This is a genomic window from Cognatishimia maritima, from assembly GCF_900129685.1.
GTDB classification, from domain to species: Bacteria; Pseudomonadota; Alphaproteobacteria; order Rhodobacterales; family Rhodobacteraceae; genus Cognatishimia; species Cognatishimia maritima.
Genome location: NZ_FQWM01000001.1, coordinates 625,256 through 643,749, shown reverse-complemented (window position 1 = coordinate 643,749; position 18,494 = coordinate 625,256). Strand labels below are relative to the sequence as shown.

At 58.3% G+C, this 18,494-nt stretch carries 17 protein-coding genes and 2 tRNA genes; 4 read left to right on the top strand and 15 right to left on the bottom strand.

Annotation, left to right across the window (positions count from 1 at the left end):
• Positions 1–4 precede the first annotated feature (4 nt).
• The 8 genes from BUA39_RS03330 to BUA39_RS03295 form a co-directional block, all read right to left on the bottom strand.
• On the bottom strand, positions 5–643 hold the full coding sequence (locus tag BUA39_RS03330) for a DsbA family oxidoreductase (protein ID WP_072790876.1): 639 nt from the start codon (positions 641–643) through the stop codon (positions 5–7).
• A gap of 73 nt (positions 644–716) precedes the next feature.
• The gene (locus BUA39_RS03325; RefSeq protein WP_072790873.1) at positions 717–1,646 is read right to left on the bottom strand and encodes an AEC family transporter; all 930 of its coding nucleotides are present in this window, start codon (positions 1,644–1,646) and stop codon (positions 717–719) included.
• Between the two features lie 6 nt (positions 1,647–1,652).
• Positions 1,653–2,453, bottom strand: coding sequence for an MBL fold metallo-hydrolase (locus tag BUA39_RS03320; protein WP_072790870.1), 801 nt, complete (start codon positions 2,451–2,453; stop codon positions 1,653–1,655).
• The gene (locus BUA39_RS03315; RefSeq protein WP_072790867.1) at positions 2,450–3,256 is read right to left on the bottom strand and encodes a TatD family hydrolase; all 807 of its coding nucleotides are present in this window, start codon (positions 3,254–3,256) and stop codon (positions 2,450–2,452) included. The genes BUA39_RS03320 and BUA39_RS03315 overlap by 4 nt, the downstream gene beginning before the upstream one ends.
• A 2-nt stretch (positions 3,257–3,258) precedes the next feature.
• A complete protein-coding gene (locus tag BUA39_RS03310; protein ID WP_072790864.1) occupies positions 3,259–4,380 on the bottom strand; it encodes a DNA polymerase III subunit delta' in 1,122 nt (373 codons plus the stop codon).
• On the bottom strand, positions 4,377–5,003 hold the full coding sequence (tmk, locus tag BUA39_RS03305) for a dTMP kinase (RefSeq protein WP_072791707.1): 627 nt from the start codon (positions 5,001–5,003) through the stop codon (positions 4,377–4,379). Before tmk ends, BUA39_RS03310 begins: the two co-directional genes overlap by 4 nt.
• 11 nt (positions 5,004–5,014) lie before the next feature.
• Entirely contained in the window at positions 5,015–6,184 is a 1,170-nt protein-coding gene (locus tag BUA39_RS03300) for a D-alanyl-D-alanine carboxypeptidase family protein (RefSeq protein ID WP_084604740.1), read from the bottom strand.
• 71 nt (positions 6,185–6,255) lie between these two features.
• Positions 6,256–7,140 (bottom strand): SPOR domain-containing protein, encoded by an 885-nt coding sequence (locus tag BUA39_RS03295; RefSeq protein WP_072790860.1) that lies wholly within the window; start codon positions 7,138–7,140, stop codon positions 6,256–6,258.
• 214 nt (positions 7,141–7,354) lie between these two features.
• Here BUA39_RS03295 and BUA39_RS03290 point away from each other — a divergent pair.
• Together BUA39_RS03290 and BUA39_RS03285 are read left to right on the top strand one after the other, a co-directional pair.
• A tRNA-Ser gene (locus BUA39_RS03290) sits at positions 7,355–7,444 on the top strand.
• 895 nt (positions 7,445–8,339) lie between these two features.
• A complete protein-coding gene (locus BUA39_RS03285) occupies positions 8,340–9,719 on the top strand; it encodes an FAD-binding oxidoreductase (protein WP_084604682.1) in 1,380 nt (459 codons plus the stop codon).
• 49 nt (positions 9,720–9,768) lie between these two features.
• Here BUA39_RS03285 and BUA39_RS03280 read toward each other — a convergent pair.
• The 7 genes from BUA39_RS03280 to hisD form a co-directional block, all read right to left on the bottom strand.
• A tRNA-Gly gene (locus tag BUA39_RS03280) sits at positions 9,769–9,842 on the bottom strand.
• Positions 9,843–9,961: 119 nt separating this feature from the next.
• Complete coding sequence (locus tag BUA39_RS03275; RefSeq protein ID WP_072791703.1) at positions 9,962–11,065, bottom strand: alpha-hydroxy acid oxidase; 1,104 nt, start codon at positions 11,063–11,065, stop codon at positions 9,962–9,964.
• Positions 11,065–11,619: a sulfopyruvate decarboxylase subunit beta gene (gene comE, locus BUA39_RS03270; RefSeq protein ID WP_072790854.1), complete on the bottom strand. Its 555-nt coding sequence runs from the start codon at positions 11,617–11,619 to the stop codon at positions 11,065–11,067. Before comE ends, BUA39_RS03275 begins: the two co-directional genes overlap by 1 nt.
• On the bottom strand, positions 11,616–12,122 hold the full coding sequence (locus tag BUA39_RS03265; RefSeq protein ID WP_072791701.1) for a decarboxylase: 507 nt from the start codon (positions 12,120–12,122) through the stop codon (positions 11,616–11,618). Before BUA39_RS03265 ends, comE begins: the two co-directional genes overlap by 4 nt.
• A 47-nt stretch (positions 12,123–12,169) precedes the next feature.
• Complete coding sequence (locus tag BUA39_RS03260) at positions 12,170–13,150, bottom strand: alcohol dehydrogenase catalytic domain-containing protein (RefSeq protein WP_072790850.1); 981 nt, start codon at positions 13,148–13,150, stop codon at positions 12,170–12,172.
• Positions 13,147–13,908 (bottom strand): SDR family NAD(P)-dependent oxidoreductase, encoded by a 762-nt coding sequence (locus BUA39_RS03255; RefSeq protein ID WP_072790847.1) that lies wholly within the window; start codon positions 13,906–13,908, stop codon positions 13,147–13,149. The genes BUA39_RS03260 and BUA39_RS03255 overlap by 4 nt, the downstream gene beginning before the upstream one ends.
• Positions 13,901–15,208, bottom strand: a complete 1,308-nt coding sequence (gene hisD, locus BUA39_RS03250; RefSeq protein ID WP_072791700.1) for a histidinol dehydrogenase — start codon at positions 15,206–15,208, stop codon at positions 13,901–13,903. The genes BUA39_RS03255 and hisD overlap by 8 nt, the downstream gene beginning before the upstream one ends.
• Positions 15,209–15,396: 188 nt before the next feature.
• On the opposite strand from hisD, the gene BUA39_RS03245 reads away from it, so the two are divergent.
• Together BUA39_RS03245 and BUA39_RS03240 are read left to right on the top strand one after the other, a co-directional pair.
• A complete protein-coding gene (locus BUA39_RS03245) occupies positions 15,397–16,425 on the top strand; it encodes a LacI family DNA-binding transcriptional regulator (RefSeq protein WP_072790844.1) in 1,029 nt (342 codons plus the stop codon).
• 111 nt (positions 16,426–16,536) lie between these two features.
• On the top strand, positions 16,537–18,333 hold the full coding sequence (locus BUA39_RS03240) for an ABC transporter transmembrane domain-containing protein (protein ID WP_072790841.1): 1,797 nt from the start codon (positions 16,537–16,539) through the stop codon (positions 18,331–18,333).
• The last annotated feature ends 161 nt before the right edge of the window (positions 18,334–18,494 follow it).

Genomic DNA, 18,494 nt, shown 5'->3' with positions numbered 1-18,494 from the left:
CGCATTACTGTTTATTTTCAGAGAGCTGCGTTAGGATGTTTGCGTAGTTTTCTGTGCCCTGAGCACCCGTCACAAGGTACTTTTCGGCAAACACCATCGCCGGCACGCCGCGCACACCTTTGTTTTGCCAAAAGGCTTCTTTGCTGCGCACGAGTTCCGCGAACTCATCGGTGTCTAGAACGGTCCTCGCCTTTCCCGCGTCAAGGCCAACAGAGGCTGCCGTTGCCACCAAAACGTCGACGTCAGAGACGTCTTTGCCGTCAGTGAAGTAGGCCTTCAGCAGCGCTTGCTTCAGGTCATGCGATTTGCCGTCTTCGCCTGCCCAGTGGATCAACTGGTGCGCTTTCAGCGTGTTGTAGATGCGGCTGTCGTCTTGGAAATTGAAAGCAAACCCGAGGTCATCGCCAAGTGCTTTCAGGTGCGCCCGCGTCTGCGCGGACTGTTCGTCGGAGGAGCCATATTTGTCTTTGATGTGATCCTTTAGGTTTTCCCCTTCGGGCACCATATCCGGGTTCAGTTCAAAGGGATGCCAATAGACCCCGATCTCGTGGCCGGTTTCTGCGCTTGCTTGCTTAAGCTGCCGGTAGCCTACAGCACACCACGGGCATACGACGTCAGAAATAATGTCTACGCGCAACGGCATGGCAGATCCTTTTGTTAGCGTTGGGGGAAAACTGGCCATGTTCCCGGCGCGTGGCAAGGGCTAACCCGGCAGATCACTGCAATATGATCAACCAGCCCGAGACCGTGAGGATCGAAAGCGCCGTACCGATCAAAACCGCACTGGCCGCAACGCGTTTGGCGCGACCATAGAGATTGGCAAAGAGGTAGGCATTTACACCCGGTGCCATCGCGGCCGTGGTGATCACCGAGCGCATCTGATCCTGCGACAGGCCTTGTGTCTGTCCCAAAAGGTAGGCGAGACCCGGATGAAAGAGCAGCGACATGGCACAAATGAATAGGACGACGCGCAGGTCGCCTTCGGGCTTGTAACGTCGTAGGACACCGCCAATGGCAAAAAGCGCCGTAGGTAGGGCGGTTTGGGCCAAAAGACCCACGCCGTCCATCACCGCCTCGGGCACCGGTGTGCGCGTCAGGTTCACCGCAAAGCCCAAGGCAATCGCCAAGACCAGCGCGTTTGACGTCATGCCTTTCACCACGGTGCGGAGGGTGGTCAGCGTCGACCTCCCGCGCGCCTTGGCGATCTCCATCGCGGTGATGCCGATGCCATAGGCAAAGAGCGAATGCACAGAGATGATGGCAAAGTTGCCTGCAAGGCCGTCTGATCCATAGGCGCGCTCTGCAATGGGGAGGCCCAGCATCAGTGAGTTGGAAAAGAGACAGGCAAATCCAATTGCAATGCTGTCTTGCAGGTCGCGTTTGAATAGCTTCCGTGCACCCATCACGCCAAGGCAGAAAGACGCAAAGGCCGCAATGTAGAAACTGCCGAGCATTCGGGTGTTGAATTCTTCGCTGATATTCAGGGTCGAGACGGCTTGAAATAGCAACGCAGGGGCTGCGAACTTCAGTGCAAAACGCATCAGAGAGTCAACCAGCACATCTGTAACTAGCCCGGTCCAACGCGCCAGATAGCCAATCCCGATCAAGAGAAAGACGGGAAGGACAACGTTGAGGATATCCAGCATGGGGGCTTAGACCGGATAGGTCAGTTGTAGACCATCAAAGGCGGGTTGGATGTGATCAGCGGTTTCAGCAGCCAGCGTCACGTAGTCCAGATCGATGTGCATATTGGTCAGCACCGCCTCCGCAGGCGCGGCGCGGTCGATCCATTCCAGGGCGCGATCCAAATGCACATGGGTCGGATGTGGCGTGCGGCGCAGGGCATCCAAGATCCAGCAGCGTAGGCCGGAAAGACGTGGCCAGATCGCTTCAGGGATGTCAGACACATCCGGCATGTAAAGCACGTCATGGATGCGGAAGCCTAAGGCGTCGATGCCGCCGTGTGTGACTTCCAAAGGTTCAAAGGTGATCGGGCCGCCGGGTCCATCAACTGTGACATCGCCGCGAATGGCATGCAGGTCCAGGATCGGCGGGTAGGGGGAACCTTCGGGTTGGGTAAAGGCATAGCCAAACCGCGACAACAAGGCGTCTTGCGTGGGGCCATCTGCCCAGACCGGCACGCGGTTGCGCATGTTAAAGACGATCATGCGCAGGTCATCTAGCCCATGCACGTGGTCCGCGTGGCTATGAGTATAGATCACGCCATCCAGCCGACCGACCCCCTCACGCAGCAACTGCTGGCGCATATCGGGGCTGGTGTCGATCAGAACAGTCGTCGTGCCCTTTGGGCCTATGCGTTCGACCAACAAAGAACACCGCGTGCGCGTGTTCTTTGGGTTTTCGGGGTCACATTCACCCCAATGCCCGCCCAAGCGCGGGACGCCGCCGGAGCTACCACAGCCGAGCACGGTAAATGTCAGTTGGTCGCTCATGTGGCCTCCGCCTTGACAGCAGCCTTTGTGAAGAGCCGTTCAAAGTTGGCTTCGGTCTGTGCCGCGAAATCGGCGTAGTCCATGCCAAAAACCTCGGCACCCAGCTTTGCAGTATGAGCGGTATAGGCGGGTTCATTGCGTTTGCCCCGGTAGGGCGTTGGCGCAAGGTAGGGGCTGTCGGTTTCCACCAACACGCGATCAACAGGGATCGCGGCAAAGATATCGCGGACCTCTTGGCTTTTCTTAAAGGTCGCGATGCCCGACATCGACAGGTAAAACCCAAGATCGACGCAGGTTTTGGCCAACTCCGGGCCAGAGCAATAGCAATGCATCACACAAGAATAGGCCCCGGCCGCGTGTTCCTCTGACAGAATGCGCGCCATGTCGTCATCGGCTGCGCGGGCATGAATGATCAAAGGCAGGCCGGTCTGGCGTGCCGCTTCGATGTGGATGCGCAGCGACTCTTTTTGAATGTCGGCGCTTTCGGCGGTGTAATGGTAATCCAGCCCGCTTTCGCCAATGCCGACGAACTTCGGATGCTGCGCCATCGTAACCAGTTCTTCAACCGTCGCCAGCGGCTCATCAGCTGCACTCATCGGATGAGTGCCCGCCGCGTAGAAAACCTGCGGATAAGCCTCTGCCAAGGCGCGCACTTTGGGTTCGTTGCGCAGCCGCGTACAGATCGTAACCATTCGCGCCACGCCCGCCTCTGCGGCGCGCGCGATCAGCGCGTCGTGTTCGCCATCGAAATCAGGAAAATCCAGATGGCAATGGCTGTCTGTGATCAGGGGAACATGCGTCATGGTTAGGTTTGTGCGGTCTCTTGTATTTTCCAGACCGTATCCAGCACCAGCGCGGCGGGGTCAAGGTTTACCGCCTTGCCGTGGCGACTGCGTTGCGTGACGAGCGCTGCCGTTTCCGCCCATTTGCGACCGTGGTGAGGTGAAGGGGCAAGCCGGGCGAGCAGGGCGGCCTCTCCCGGGGCGGCCTCGTGCATCGGCGGTTGACCGGTTGCACCTGTGCGGGCAAGGCGCGTCAACAAAAGGTCAATCAGGGTCAGCAAAAGGTCATACCGCTCTTCAGCCCCGCGCCCCACGGCGGCTTCGGCCAATGTAAGCGCGCGCTGTCGATCAAGACGCGGCATGTCGGCAAACAGGGAGATGAGGTTTGCATAGATATCTGCACCGCCCAACTGTGCTAGCCGGATCGCGTCCCCGACAGAGCCTGCCGAAAGCTCTGCGACGGCTTCTGGGTTAGAGACGTCAATTTCTGCATTCCGCAGGGCCTTGGCCATATCCGCGCTGTTCAAGGTCGAGAGCCGCAATTCCCGACAGCGCGACCGGATCGTTGGCAGCAGCCGCGACGGCTGGTGCGAAATCAATAGAAGCGTTGTGTCGGCAGGCGGTTCCTCAAGTACCTTCAAGAGCGCATTGGCCGCACTGACGTTGAGTTCATCCGCGCTATCCACAATCACAACGCGCCGACCGCCATCAGCAGAAGAGAGCGCGAAGAAGTTTTTCAGTTTGCGAATTTCGTCAACGGTGATCTGACTTTTAAGTTTCTTGGTTTTGTCATCGTAGGGGCGGCGCACTGCAAAAAGACCCGGCTCAGCCCCCGCTGCGATGCGTCGGGCAACCGGGTGTTCGGCGTCAATCTGCAGGTTGCCCGCTATTTGCGGTGCGTCATCAAACAACCCGCCAGCGCTTGGTTTCGGAGTCGCCAAAAGAAAACGCGCGATTTGCCAGGCCAGGGTCGCTTTGCCAACGCCACGCGGCCCGGTGACGAGCCAGCCATGGTGCAAGCGTTGTGAATTGAAGGCTTCCAGAAAGGCGGCGATGGCCTGATCCTGCCCTAAGAGTGTTTGGGTCTCTTTGGGGTGCGGAGCGCCTTCGATGCGGTCACTTTCCGTGAGTGCATCATCTGTCATGTCAGATAGTCCAGCACAACCTTGCGTATCTCAGCGGCCACAGCATCCATATCGCGGCTGCCATCAATCAACCGAAAGCGGTCGCGGTATTGTTTGGCAAGATCAAGGAAGCCCGCGCGCATTTTGACCTGAAGGTCTTGGCCGAAATCCTCAAACCGTTCTTCTGCTGTTTGGCGACCCTTAGCGCGGGCAAGGCCAACCGATGGATCCATGTCGATTAGGATTGTGAGGTCAGGCTCTGTTCCAATCATCAGATCGTGCAGCGCGTCGACCTTATGACGCAAATCGCCGCGCGACAGGCCCTGATACATGCGGGTGCTGTCTGCGAAACGGTCGCATATGACAATGTGCCCCGCGGCCAGTGCAGGATTGATCGTGCGTTCCAAATGATCTCGCCGCGCTGCCGTGAAGAGCAGCAGCTCCGTTTCTGCTGACCAGCGGTCCGGGTCGCCCTCCAGAACCAATCTGCGGATTTCCTCGGCCCCAACAGACCCACCCGGCTCTCGTGTCAAAACGACCGTATGGCCAAGGCCTTCGAGGTGTTTGGCAAGCCGTTTCGTTTGCGTGGATTTGCCAGACCCATCGATGCCCTCAAAAGTGATGAAGGTGCCCTTGGGCGGCACAGTGTCGTCCGTCAAGTTGCGCCCCCGGCCGTCAGCCCAAAGCGTGTCATCAAAACAGAGGTCGCCGTCCGCATGCGTACCGCAAATCCGCCCGCAGCAACGTCAGATTCAGCGACCAGTGGCACCCGGATTTCAGGCAGGTCCATCGGTCTGATCACCAGTTCCGCAATCTGCTGCCCCTTGGCGATCGGGGCTTGTACGGGGCCGTTGTAAACCACCTCGGCGTCAACATCGTTTTGGCCAATCACCGGCAGCAGGATGTCGACGTCTTCTGCAGACACCAGCCCAACTTTCGTCGTGTCACCCATCCAGACATCTGCCTGCGCAATGCGTTTGCCCGCCCGCAGCACTTGCCGCTCGCTGAACTGGCGGAAGGCCCAATTGACGATCTGTTCAGAGATTTCGGCGCGGTCGCTTACGCTTTCCATGCCTGACACAGCAAAGATCACACGCCGCCCTGCCTGTTTGGCCGACCCAACAAGCCCATAGCCAGCTTCCTGCGTATGACCGGTTTTCAAACCATCCGCGCCAATGCCAAGTTTCAACAGCGGGTTGCGGTTTTGCACATTGCGCGGCGCGCGCCCGTCAAAGGCAAATTCGGTTTCCGCAAACATCGGGTAAAATTCGGGGAAGTCCGTGATCAGGCGATTGGCCAACAAAGCAAGGTCGCGCATTGACATCAAATGTCCGGGTGCTGGCCAGCCGTTGGAGTTGGCGAAGGTCGAATTTGTCATACCCAACTGCCGCGCCCGCAAAGTCATCTGCCGTGCAAAGCCTGCCTCAGTGCCATCCGGGCTAAGGGTTTCTGCGATCACAACACAAGCGTCATTGCCAGAAAGCACAATGATCCCGCGCAGGAGATCCACGACTCTGACCCGGTCCGTGGTGTCCAGAAACATAGTCGAGCCGCCATAGCTCATCGCGTGTTGCGAAACGGGCAGCTTTTCTTCCATCGACAGGCGGCCATCGCGCACAGCTTCAAAAGCCATGTAAAGCGTCATCAGTTTGGACATCGACGCCGGGGGCAGCGCATCATCCGCATTCTTCGCCATTAGGATCGTGCCCGTGGTCTGGTCGAGCACAAACGCCGCCTTGGCGCGGGTCTCAAAAGCCCAGGCCGGCACCGATATCATGGCGGAGGCCACGACCCCCAAAAGGAAGTGTTTCGCGGAAGACATCATCATTCGTTTCCCCTGTTTGTCCGCTGCGCTGACCATCGCTTTGCCCTACGCATTATATCCCAATCGCCAAGTTAATGGGTGACCGCATAAGCATCGGTAAAGCCCGTTTCCTTGATCTTTTTCAACAATGCGGCCCGTTCAGAAGAGGTCGCCGCCGGGCCAACCACAACGCGCCAGAAGGACTTGCCATTGCTTTCGCCGGGTTTGACCGTGGGCACCATGCCCGCTCGTCGCATCTGTGCGGCGGTGTTTTCGGCATTGGACTGCACGCTGAAGATGCCGATTTGAATGAATGGCTTGCTGAGGTTCGAGGGTTTCGGCGCTGCAGCTGGCGCTGGCTTTGGCGCAGTAGGTGCCTCAGGCTCGGTGCTTGCGCTTTCTGCGGCATCAATGGCCGCCGCTGCCGAAGCCACTGGGTCAAGCGTTTCGGTTTCCACCTCTGCCGCCACATCCAGTGGCGTTTCGGTCAGTTCCACGTCGGTCTCAACGGGTGTCTCTTCCCGGCGCAGCGCGGTGACCTCTAGCTGAACCGGCTGACCTGCCAACATCGAGAGCGCTGACGCGGCATCAGAGGAGACCTGCAAGCGCGGGCCGGGCAGGGCGCGTTCGCGACGGAAAAGCGCGCCAATCACGAAATTGCCATTGGCCTGATTGCGAATGATCACCCGCTCTGGGTCGGACACGTCAGGATGCGCAACCCAGACCCCGCCAAGCGAGGGGCGGCCATCCCAAAGCCCGGCCTCACTGGCGGAAAAGACCTCTGGCGCTTCTACATCGCGCTCTACAAAAGTAGTTTTGGTGCTTTGAATGGGGGCGGCTTCCTCAGACGCGCTGCCCTTGCCAAAGTTGAAACCTTGAAAATCCTCGCATGCGGCGACGATTGAAAGTGCCGAAACCATCAAGAGCGCGCGCCCGATGCGCGCCGTCGTTCTTGGCTGTTGGTTGATCTGCGTCATGACATGCCCTTTGCCTGAATGTTGCGCCGGTAGCCGGCGTTCTTTTCTTGCTGTCGTTTTTGTTCTTTCCGGGGCATCCCCATTTTGGGCACCCCAGCTTTTTACGCAGTCTATCGCGCTGCATGGTTTGTGAAAAGGCTGCTTACTAGGATCGGCAAAATTTCCCCAATTCGGGCTTTCAGAATCAATCGCAGCCCTTTACTCAGGCCCGACCGGAGGAGTGGCAGAGCGGTTGAATGCACCGGTCTTGAAAACCGGCAAGGGTTAACGCCCTTCGTGGGTTCGAATCCCACCTCCTCCGCCACATCCCAGTCCAAAAAACCAATAAAACAAAGACTTAACGTCATGATTTTGGCGTTCCGGTATCCAAAATGCCGATTTTGCAGCACATTTCTCTGCTCGTCTGAAATATCAATCCGAATTTTGTTGGAGTTTGTCATGGAAATTTTCATGCACCCGCCGCTACTCGATGCGGATTCGTGCCCCCATACATTTTCAAAGAAATTATGCCATGAGAGAACGTCTGGGGGACATTGAGGGCGAACAGAGAAGAGAAGGCGCACCGCAAACGACCGAGGCCTAGAGTAAGGTGACCGAAGGCTGGGAAGCGGAGCTAGCAAGCAACACCGCTTAGTTGATGCGCGCTTTACTGCCACAGATACCTTGGCTGAGAAGTTGGGTCACAGGTGGATAGACGCCAAGAAGGTGGTGTCTTTGCCTCTTTCTGAGCTTCTGGGTAGCGTTGAGGCAGCGCGATCACAAAGGGAATGCCGACGCGGCTCACGCGCGGCGCGCTGCCGGGCGGATCGCCTCAACCCAACGCGCCGCGCGGTGGTCTTGGCTTGCTCAGGGTTAATCGGCGTCTAGGCGCGCGGCTTAAGAGCGGATGAAAACATTCTGTCCTAGGCGCTAAAGAATGCACGCGAAACCACGCGCAAGCCTCCCTAATAGACGCTAGTAGGTTTCAAGCCGGACGATCCCTCCGGGTCGACCTCGTCGTTTGATATCAGACTGAGCCCGTTCAATCGACGCATGCGATTGACGCGCGGGAGGGTCATCAGGAAGATGGGATTGGGCGACAATTGGGCGACAGGTGGGGCAACGTCAATGACAGCTTCGAAGCTGTCGATCCTCAAAAGCGCCCTTGAACTTTCCGCCAAACCACAGAGGATACCCCAAGGAGTATGAGGGGAGAGACCATGGTGGGTCATTCAGAAGCCATTGCAGAGCTGCGCGATCTATTGGGAGAGCGGCTGTCGACCGGCCAATCCATCCGTGAAACCCACAGCCATGATGAGGCCTATACAACACCGGTCTTGCCCGACGCGGTCGCCTTCCCGGAAACCACGCAAGAGGTTTCAGAAATCGTTAAGATCTGCGCCAAACACGGCTGCCCCATTGTACCTTATGGGGTCGGCACGTCGCTCGAAGGACATGTCGTGCCGATCAAAGGCGGGTTGACCCTGAATATGATGCGTATGAACCGCGTTCTCGACATTCATCCAGACGATCTGGATGCTGTGGTTCAGCCGGGCGTTACGCGGACTGAACTTAACGAAGCGCTGCGCGACACGGGGCTTATGTTTACCGTTGATCCGGGGGCAGACGCCACAATGGGCGGCATGGCTGCTACGCGGGCATCGGGCACAAATTCGGTGCGTTATGGCACAATGCGCGAAAACGTCTTGGCACTTGAGGTGGTCACGGCGGACGGGACCATCATTCGCACGGGTACACGTGCACGCAAGTCTTCGGCGGGCTATGATCTGACCCACCTTTTCGTGGGGTCCGAAGGCACTTTGGGCATCATCACCGAACTGACCGTGCGCCTGTTCGGCCGCCCGGAAACCATGTCGGCTGCGACCTGTGCGTTTGAGCAGATTGACGATGCGGTCCAAAGCGTAATTGTGGCCATCCAAAGCGGCTTGCCCATGGCGCGGATCGAATTGATCGACGAGGTGCAAATTCGCGGGCTGAACGCCTATAACGAAGCGTTTGACTTGCCCGAGATGCCGCATCTGTTTCTAGAGTTTCATGGCTCCCCCAATGGTGTGGCTGAACAGGTCGATCTGTTCCGAGACATCGCGAACGACCACAACGTCATTGATTTTCAATGGGCCGACATGCCAGAGGCGCATAAGAAACTCTGGTCGGCGCGTCACAACGCCTATTACGCCGCACGCGCCATGCGAAGTGGCGCGGTCGGTGTCGTGACGGACGTTTGTGTTCCCATTTCGGCGCTTGCGCCCTGCATTGCCGAAGCCAAAGCACGCATCGCGCAGGCGGGGCTGATCTCACCTGTTGTGGGCCATGTCGGGGACGGGAACTTTCACCTACAAATCCTTGTCGATCCAAAAAGTACCGAGGAAATGGCTGCCGCCAAAAATATCGCGAACTCGTTGAACGAACTGGCGCTGAAACACAGCGGCACGGTGACCGGTGAACATGGTGTTGGCGTTGGAAAATTGCCCTATATGGCCGCAGAACACGGCGCGGCGCTGGGCGTGATGGCGGCCATCAAACGTGCGATGGACCCTCAGAATATCCTGAATCCCGGCAAGGTCGTTCCACTGAACTAACCTTTGATCTTTCAGAGCAAAATAAGCGTTTTACGCGGAAAAGTTAAAGTGGAGCGGGTAGCGGGAATCGAACCCGCACCTTAAGCTTGGAAGGCTCTTATGATACCATTTCACCATACCCGCTCGGTAGGATGACGAAGTATTTTATCCAGTTTTCGAGGTCAATAGGCAAATGGGCATTGGCATTGGAAATTCGGCCGATCGTCGATAGCGCGGTTGAGCGGAGGCCCTTCGCTTCCCTGCTACTGCGATCGTACCTTCGATAGGTCGGTCACCCCGGTCAAAGCCATCGCGGTGCTAAGTTCCGCTGTCAAAGCGTCCCAGACCTGCTGCAGCCCATCCTCGCCAGCCGCTGCAATTCCATAAAGCAATGCGCGCCCAAAAAAAGTGAAATCCGCACCGGTCACCAAGGCTTTCAATACATCCTCGCCGCCGCGCAAACCACTGTCATAAAACAGTGGGAAGTCAGGGCCTAAAGCCGCCCGAAATTCAGCGAGAGTGCTGATCGCCGCAGGCGCCGCTTCCAACTGCCGCGCACCATGGGTGGAGACCTGAATGGCGTCTACACCGGCTGCCTGCAGCCGCGTTGCATCCGAAAGGTCCAGAACGCCTTTGACGACCAATTTGCCGGGCCAAACATCGCGCAGCCGCGCAAGCGTGTCCCAAGTCGCACGGCCCCGGCTTTCGCGACGGTCAAACCGAAATCCCGGCTTATGGAAATTCGCCATATCTGGGCGACCTGCGCGCAGTGTCGTCAAGGACCAGCGCGGGTGCAGGGCGAAATCAATCATCTGACGCGGCCCCAAACGGAAAGGTATCTTAAAGCCATGGCGCAATTCGCGCGAGCGACGACCCAGTTCCGGGACATCTGCGGTCAGGACAAGCGTTTCAAACCCGGCGTCTTTTGCGCGCTCAACCAGTTTGAAAGTCCCGCTGCCATCGCCCGAGAAATAAAGCTGAAACCAAGCATGGCCTTCTGCAGCCTCAATCAGCTCTTCCATGGGGGTTGTGGCGATGGTCGAGATCCCATGAGGTATCTCGTATCTTGCAGCCAAACGCGCCAGCATCAGGTCTGCCCCGGGGGCCGCAAGGTTGCACATCGCCATTGGCGCGATGCCGAAGGGGCGTTGAGCTGGTGCACCAAAAAGGGTCGTCGCCAATGAGCGCTGGCTGACATCGCGCAGGATGAGTGGGCGCAGTGTGATCTGATCCAGCGCCGCACGATCTCGTGCTGCTCCGGTTTCGCGTCCCGCCGCACCGTCGATATAGTCAAACACCATCCATGGCAGGCGTCGTTTCGCGATCTGCCGCGCGTCTTCGACCGAATGGATGGCTGACCCGCGTATCACCCGGCCACCGCTTTCATAAAGCGATCCCGGATGACAACCGGGTCCATCGTGATGACAGGCATCTTAGCATTCCCGCTTTGGCACTTCACGACAAGCACGGTGGCTTCACCCGCCGCCAGCGCTTCTTTCAGCGCCTTGCCGGTATCGACATCTTGTACCTCAACCACGCGATCACACCCAGCAGCGCGAGCCATTCCGGCCAAATCTGTCTTCTGCCCGGCATAGGTTGGCTGATCCCCGGTGGAACCATAGGAGCCGTTGTCGATGATCACCAATATATAGTTCGGCGGGGCATTGTTGCCGATGGTGGGCAAGGTGCCAAGGTTTGTCAGAACAGAACCGTCCCCATCAATCACGATCACCGGTTTTGGCTGCGCCAACGCCAGCCCCAAACCGATGGAGGAGGCCAGCCCCATGGTGCCCAGCATATAGAAATTGCTGGGCTGGTCGTCGATTGCATGCAATTCCTGACTGGGAATGCCAATATTGCAAACCACAAGCTGGTCCCGCAGGATCGGCGCGATGTCTTTCAGAATTTCAGAACGGATCATTGGTCGCCATAGCCTCCCCAAAAGTTCGCGTCGGTCAGGATCGCGACGGGCTTGTTGCACATAAACGTGTATTTCAGAATATTGTCGAATTCCTCGACGTCTTTCTGCCAGTGAAAGTGGTAGGTCGGGATGTTCAGCTGTGCCAATAGTGCCTTGGTATGCACCGCCATTTCCACCTGACAGGCCACCGGCTCTCGTAATTCACCGCGATAAGAGATCAGCATCGGCAGTGGCATGCGGTAATATTGGATCAGCGTCGCCAAAGTGTTCAGGGTCACACCGATTGCGGTGTTTTGCATGATGATAGCGGGGCGTTTTCCGCCCATCCAAGCGCCCGCACAGAGGCCCATGCCTTCGTCTTCTTTGTTGGACGGGATGTGGAAAATGTCGTCGCGTTTGTCGACTTCCTCGATGACGCCCGCCAATTGCTTGCAGGGCACGGTGGTGACAAATGAAACGCCGTTGGCGACAAAATCATCTGCGATCTTCTTGTCGATATTCATGGGGGTCCCTTTCAAGGAGGCACCGGCGGTGCCGGGCAGCAGTTCATTTAGTTCCATGGATCAAGTATGATTTTCGGCGTCGCCACGGCCCCGCGTCGTAGGTCGGCAAAGGCCTGCGCGCCGTCAGACAGCGGTCGGTTTTCAATCCAATTGAGCGCACCAAACCGGCCGTCAAAAATCGCCTGCGCGGTGTCGCGGAAGTCCTGCATTGTATAGGCGTAGGTGCCGACAAAGGTGATTTCTTGCAGCGTTAAGCGCCGCACATCCAGCCCGCCGGTGTCTTCGCCCAAACCAATGTGTGCAATCACCCCACCGGGCAGGGCCAAGGCTGAGGCCGTGGCGCGCGTCGCGGCGAAACCAACGGCGTCGATGACAATCGGGCAAGCTGTAGTGGCCTTTTCGACAACAGTCTGACCGCAGTTCTTAATCAGAAACTGCCGCCGATTTGCGTTCGACTCGACAATGGTTACATCCGAAACGTCCATCGCCGTCAGCGCAAGCGCCGCAGCCAGCCCGATTGCACCTCCGCCAATGACAAGGGCTTGGCGATCCATGCTGGGATGCAGCGCATCAAGCGCCAGACGTGCCGCGTGCCAACTGACCGCCAAAGGCTCTGCGAGGGCCGCAACCTGCATGGACACGTGATCCGGCACAGGCACCAGATTACGCTCTGGCATGGTCACATATTGCGCAAAGGCCCCTTCGCGCGGTGGCATCGAAATGATCTGTCGTTCCGGGCAAAGGTTCTCTCGTCCCGCGCGGCAAGCCGGGCAGGTGCCACAGGTGACAAGCGGATTGATCGTGACGCGCGCGCCGTCCTTTGGCCCGCCAACAATGGTGCCGGCGCCCTCGTGACCAAGGATCAAGGGGGCAGGGCGGCGGTTATCGTGCCCCAAATAGGCATGCATGTCAGAGCCGCAAATGCCAACCGCTTCGACCTTGATCAGATGCTCGCCGCCCTGCGGCACGGGCATCGCAACATCGCGATAGCCAAGCGTTTCAACGCCTTCATAAACAAGGGCTTTCATTTCGCAGTGAACCCCCCGTCAACCATCAAGATTTGCCCGGTTACATAACTTGACGCATCAGAGCAAAGAAACAAAAGCGGGCCGTCGATGTCTTCCAATGTGCCATTGCGACCAATGCAGGTTTGCGCGGCATTGCGGGCCGCGCGCTCTGGGTCATTGAACACAGCAGCGGTCAATTCGGTCGGGAAAAACCCCGGCCCAATGGCGTTTGCAGTGACGCCATGGGGCGACCAGGCCTCGGCCATTGCGCGCGTCAATTGGCCAACCCCTCCCTTGGTCGCCCCATAGGCAATCCCCCCCGGGAAGGCGCGTGTGCTCTGCAAAGAGGCAAAGTTCACAATGCGCCCCCAACCCTTTTCCTTCATCGCGGGGACCAAAGCCTGCGAGAGGAAAAATGGGGCGGATAGGTTGATCGCGAGGGTCTGATCCCACCCGTGATCGGTAACGTCGTCGGCGGCCTCGCGGGTGTTCAACCCGGCGGCATGCACAAGAATGTCTGGCGCGCCAAAGGGCGCTGCGATCTCTTTCGCGATGTCTTCCATCGCGCTGCGGTCCGCGATGTCGGTGGCAACAGCGGCTGACTCTGGCCCAATCTCGGCACAGAGGCTGTCCAAAGCATCTGCGCGGCGTGCCACCACAATGACCTGCGCGCCCGCCGACGCCAGCGCCAAAGCCGCGCGCCGACCAAGGCCGGAACTGGCCCCGGTCACACAGGCGACTTTGCCTGTCAGATCAAAGAGATGGCGCGGGTCACGCATCTGCGGTTAGGTCAAAGGTTTCATTTGGGAAGTATTTCGCCAGACGGACATCCGCCGCGCGCGCGTGGCCTTCCATGCCTTCCAGCCGAGAAATCCGCGCCGTGGCTTCAGCCACCGCCTTGGACCCTTCGCGGGTCGCGCGCTGCCAAGTTACAATTTTCATGTATTTATGCACCGACAACCCACCGGTGTAGCTTGCCGCCCGAGAGGTCGGCAGCACGTGGTTGGTGCCCGTGGCTTTGTCGCCATAGGATACGGTGGTTTCCTCGCCCAAGAACAAAGACCCGTAGCAGGTCAGGCTGTTCAGCCACCAATCCAGGTCCTCGGCCTGTACAGTCAGGTGTTCCGGCGCGTATTCGTCTGAACAGGCGGCCATGTCTTCGCGGTCTTCACAGAGGATCACCTCGGCATAGTCGCGCCACGCGGCAGCGGCGTTTTCACCATTAAGCTCTGGAAGGTCCGCAATCAGTTCGGGCACGCGGCGCAGGACCTCTTCGGCAAGGACGCGATCATCTGTCACCAGCCAGACAGGCGAGTTATAACCGTGTTCCGCTTGGCTTACGAGGTCGGTGGCCACAATGTGCGGGTCGGCCTGTTTGTCAGCAAGGATCAGGCTGTCGGTCGGCCCCGCGATCATGTCGATGCCGACGCGGCCAAAGAGAATGCGTTTGGCCTCGGCGACAAATTGGTTGCCGGGACCGACCAGTATGTTTGCTTTGGGCAGGCCAAAAAGGCCAAAGGTCATTGCCGCAACGCCCTGAACGCCGCCCATCGCCATGATTTTATCCGCACCGCAGATATGGGCGGCATAAACGATGGCCGGGTTCACACCCACACCGGGGCGGGGTGGGGAACAGGCTGTGATATGGCGGCAGCCGGCAACTTTGGCGGTCGTGACGGTCATAATCGCGCTGGCGATATGGCTATAGCGACCTCCGGGCACATAGCAGCCCGCCGCATCAACCGGGATCGCTTTCTGTCCGGCGACAAAGCCCGGTGTGATTTCGGTTTCGACATCTCGGACGGTGCTTTTTTGGAGTTCCGCAAAACGGCGCACATTGTCATGGGCAAAGCGGATGTCAGCACGCAGTTTTTCCGGCACCAGCGCGCAGGCGGCTTCGATTTCCGCTTGGCCCAGGATCACGCTGCCTTCGTAGCGGTCAAACTGTTTCGCGTATTTCAAAGCGGCCTCATCACCACCGGCTTCGATTTCATCCAAGATCGACTTCACGATGTCATGGGTTTCCGTCGCGTGGGATTTTGGAGTGAGCGTGGCTTGCTTGAGATATTCACGGGGCATGGCGGGCATCCTGTAAAGGCAATGAGCAGGGGCGGCTTTGGGATGTCTGGTTCTGGGTGAGAATCAGAAGTCCGACTTCTGAGGGGATATGTAAGCGCTTACATCACCAAATGCAAGCGCTTACATTTGGGCGTGGCACAGGCCGGAAAGCGTGATAGAAGGACGGCAACGCGCCAAAGGAGAGAGCCGTGGCAAAATCCCAATCCGCCCCAACACTTGAGGACGTTGCCAAGGCGGCGGGCGTGTCGACCGCAACGGTATCGCGTTGCTTAAATGACCCGAACCGGGTCATCGAGGCGACCCGTAAGCGCGTCATGGCGGCGGTCGATCAGCTGGGATACACACCCAACTTTGCCGCGCGCGCCATGGCGGCGAAACGGTCTCTGACAATCGGCGCGGTCATTCCCACGATGAACAACGCGATCTTCGCGCGTGCTTTGCAGGCCTTTCAGGATCAATTGGCCCAGGCCGGCTATATGCTGCTTGTCGGCAGTTCCGCCTATGACCCCGTTGCAGAACGAGAGCAAATTCGCAATCTGGTTGCACGCGGCGTAGATGGCATTCTGCTGGTGGGCTTTGAACGAGAGCCAGAGACCTATGACTATCTGAAGCGTCACGGCGTTCCCACAGTCGCCGCTTGGACCTACAGCGAAGACGGGCCGGTGCCCTCGGTCGGTTTTGACAACCACCTTGCGATGCAATCGCTAACAGAGGCAGTGCTGTCATACGGCCATCAACGCATCGGCTTCATCGCAGGCAAAACCGAAGGCAACGACCGCGCGAAGGGCCGTGTGGATGGCGTCATCGCGGCTTTGGCGGCGGCGGGCATCCCACGAGACCAGCTGATCTTGAGAGAAGCAGACTATGACATCAGCGCAGGCGCGATTCATTTCCGCGAGATGATGGATGCACCACACCCACCCACAGTCATCCTGTGCGGCAATGACGTCATCGCGGCAGGGGCAATGCGGCAGGCTAGCCGGATGGGGCTATCGGTGCCGGGTGACGTGTCGATAACAGGGTTTGATGACATGGAACTGGCGCAGATCATTACCCCTGCGTTAACGACCGTCTATGTGCCGCATGATGAAATGGGCCAGAGGGCCGCGCGCACGCTGCTTCAGCAGATCGAAGGAGCAGAGGACGTCGCCTCGGTCAAACTGGCTACAAAGATCGTTTTCCGCGCTTCTTTGGCGAAGCCTACATCGGTCCCTTAGGGACATGCTCTGCTGGGCGGGGAGACACTTCGCCGCTTTGGTGATGGTCAACTCTTGACCTTGCGCGGCGGGGCGGTCACTAACACGCCAAGACTGTGAAATGAGGACACTATGGCGCGCACTCCGACCCCGGCGAAAACCGATGAGGATAGGGCAAAGTCCAAAAATGTTGGCGCCTTGCGTCAACTTGCACCTTTTCTGCGCCCATACAAATCCCTAGCCGTGATGGCAGGTCTTGCGTTGGTGCTGACGGCAGGGATTTCGCTGGTGATGCCCATCGCGGTACGTCGTGTGGTGGATAACTTCAGCACCGCAGATGCCGCCCTTCTGGATCAGTATTTCCTGTCCGCCTTAGGGATTGCGGCTTTGCTCGCTGTAGGCACCGCGCTGCGCTATATGCTGGTGACCAAGCTCGGGGAACGCGTGGTCACAGACATCCGCAAGGCTGTCTTTGACCGGATCATTGGCATGAGCCCCCGGTTTTTTGAAACCATAATGACTGGTGAAGTCCTGAGCCGGATCACCACCGACACGACGCTGATCCTGTCGGTCATCGGCAGTTCAATCTCTATCGCGCTGCGCAATATGCTGATTTTTGCGGGCGGGCTGGTCTTGATGCTGTTTACTTCGGCCAAACTGACCGGGCTTGTCTTGCTGATCGTGCCAATGGTGATTGTTCCGATCCTTGTTTTGGGGCGAAAGCTGCGCAAGCTGTCGCGGGAAAACCAGGATTGGATCGCCGAAAGTTCGGGCAATGCGTCCGAGGCGCTGTTGTCAGTGCAAACCGTGCAGGCCTTCACCCATGAGCGTGAAAGCCGTCAGGCCTTTGCCGAGGTCACGGATCTGTCGCTGGCATCAGCCCTGCGGCGCGTAAATACCCGAGCGTTGATGACCTCGATTGTGATCTTCCTGATCTTTTCCGGCGTGGTCGGTGTGCTTTGGATTGGTGCCAATGATGTACGCCTTGGCACGATGAGCCCCGGCTCTTTGATCCAATTCGTGATCTATGCCGTCATGGTCGCAGGGTCGGTCGCCGCCCTGTCTGAGATCTGGGGAGAATTGCAGCGCGCCGCCGGGGCAACAGAACGGTTGGTCGAGTTGCTGCAGGCCGAAGACAGTGTGAAAGACCCGGCAGAGCCGCGTTTTGTGCCAGAGAGCGTGCAGGGCGAAATCTGTTTTGAGGACGTGAATTTTAACTACCCGGCGCGCCCGGATATTCCTGCCCTGAAGGATGTGAACCTGACCATTCAGCCGGGGGAAACCGTGGCCTTGGTCGGCCCCTCGGGCGCAGGCAAAACCACCATTATTCAACTGATCCAGCGCTTTTATGATCCGCTGACGGGGCAGGTTGCTTTGGACGGTATCCCGCTGACCGAAATGGACCGCCACCATTTCCGCCAGCACATCGCCCTAGTTCCACAAGACCCGGTGATCTTTGCGGCCACTGCGCGAGAGAATATCCGCTTTGGCCGCCCTGGCGCGACCGACGCCGAGGTCGAAGCCGCCGCCAAAGCCGCTGCCGCGCATGAATTTATCCAGAAGCTGCCCGAAGGCTATGAAAGCTATGTGGGCGAGCGTGGCGTGATGTTGTCGGGCGGGCAAAAGCAACGGATTGCCATTGCGCGCGCCATTCTGCGCGATGCGCCGGTGTTGCTGTTGGACGAGGCGACGTCGGCGCTCGATGCCGAAAGCGAACGTTTGGTGCAGCTGGCGGTCGATGACCTCGCCCAAAGCCGCACGACAGTGATTGTTGCTCACAGGCTTGCGACCGTTAAGAAGGCAGACCGTATTATCGTGATGGATCAGGGTGAGATCGTTGCGCAGGGCCGCCATGACGAATTGGTCGCGCAGGATGGGCTATATGCCAAGCTGGCCCGGCTGCAATTCACAGACGGTATGGCGGCCTAGGTCACTTCTCACATAAGTTGACTCTTTCCCTTTAAGCACACATTTCAAGGTTGCCCGACGCCACGTCAGCGCTAAGGTTGACCCATAGGTAAGCTTGCGTCGTGGGCAGAGATGTCGCGAACTCAGACGCGGCCAACAAGCCCTAAATCAAGGGGCGGTCA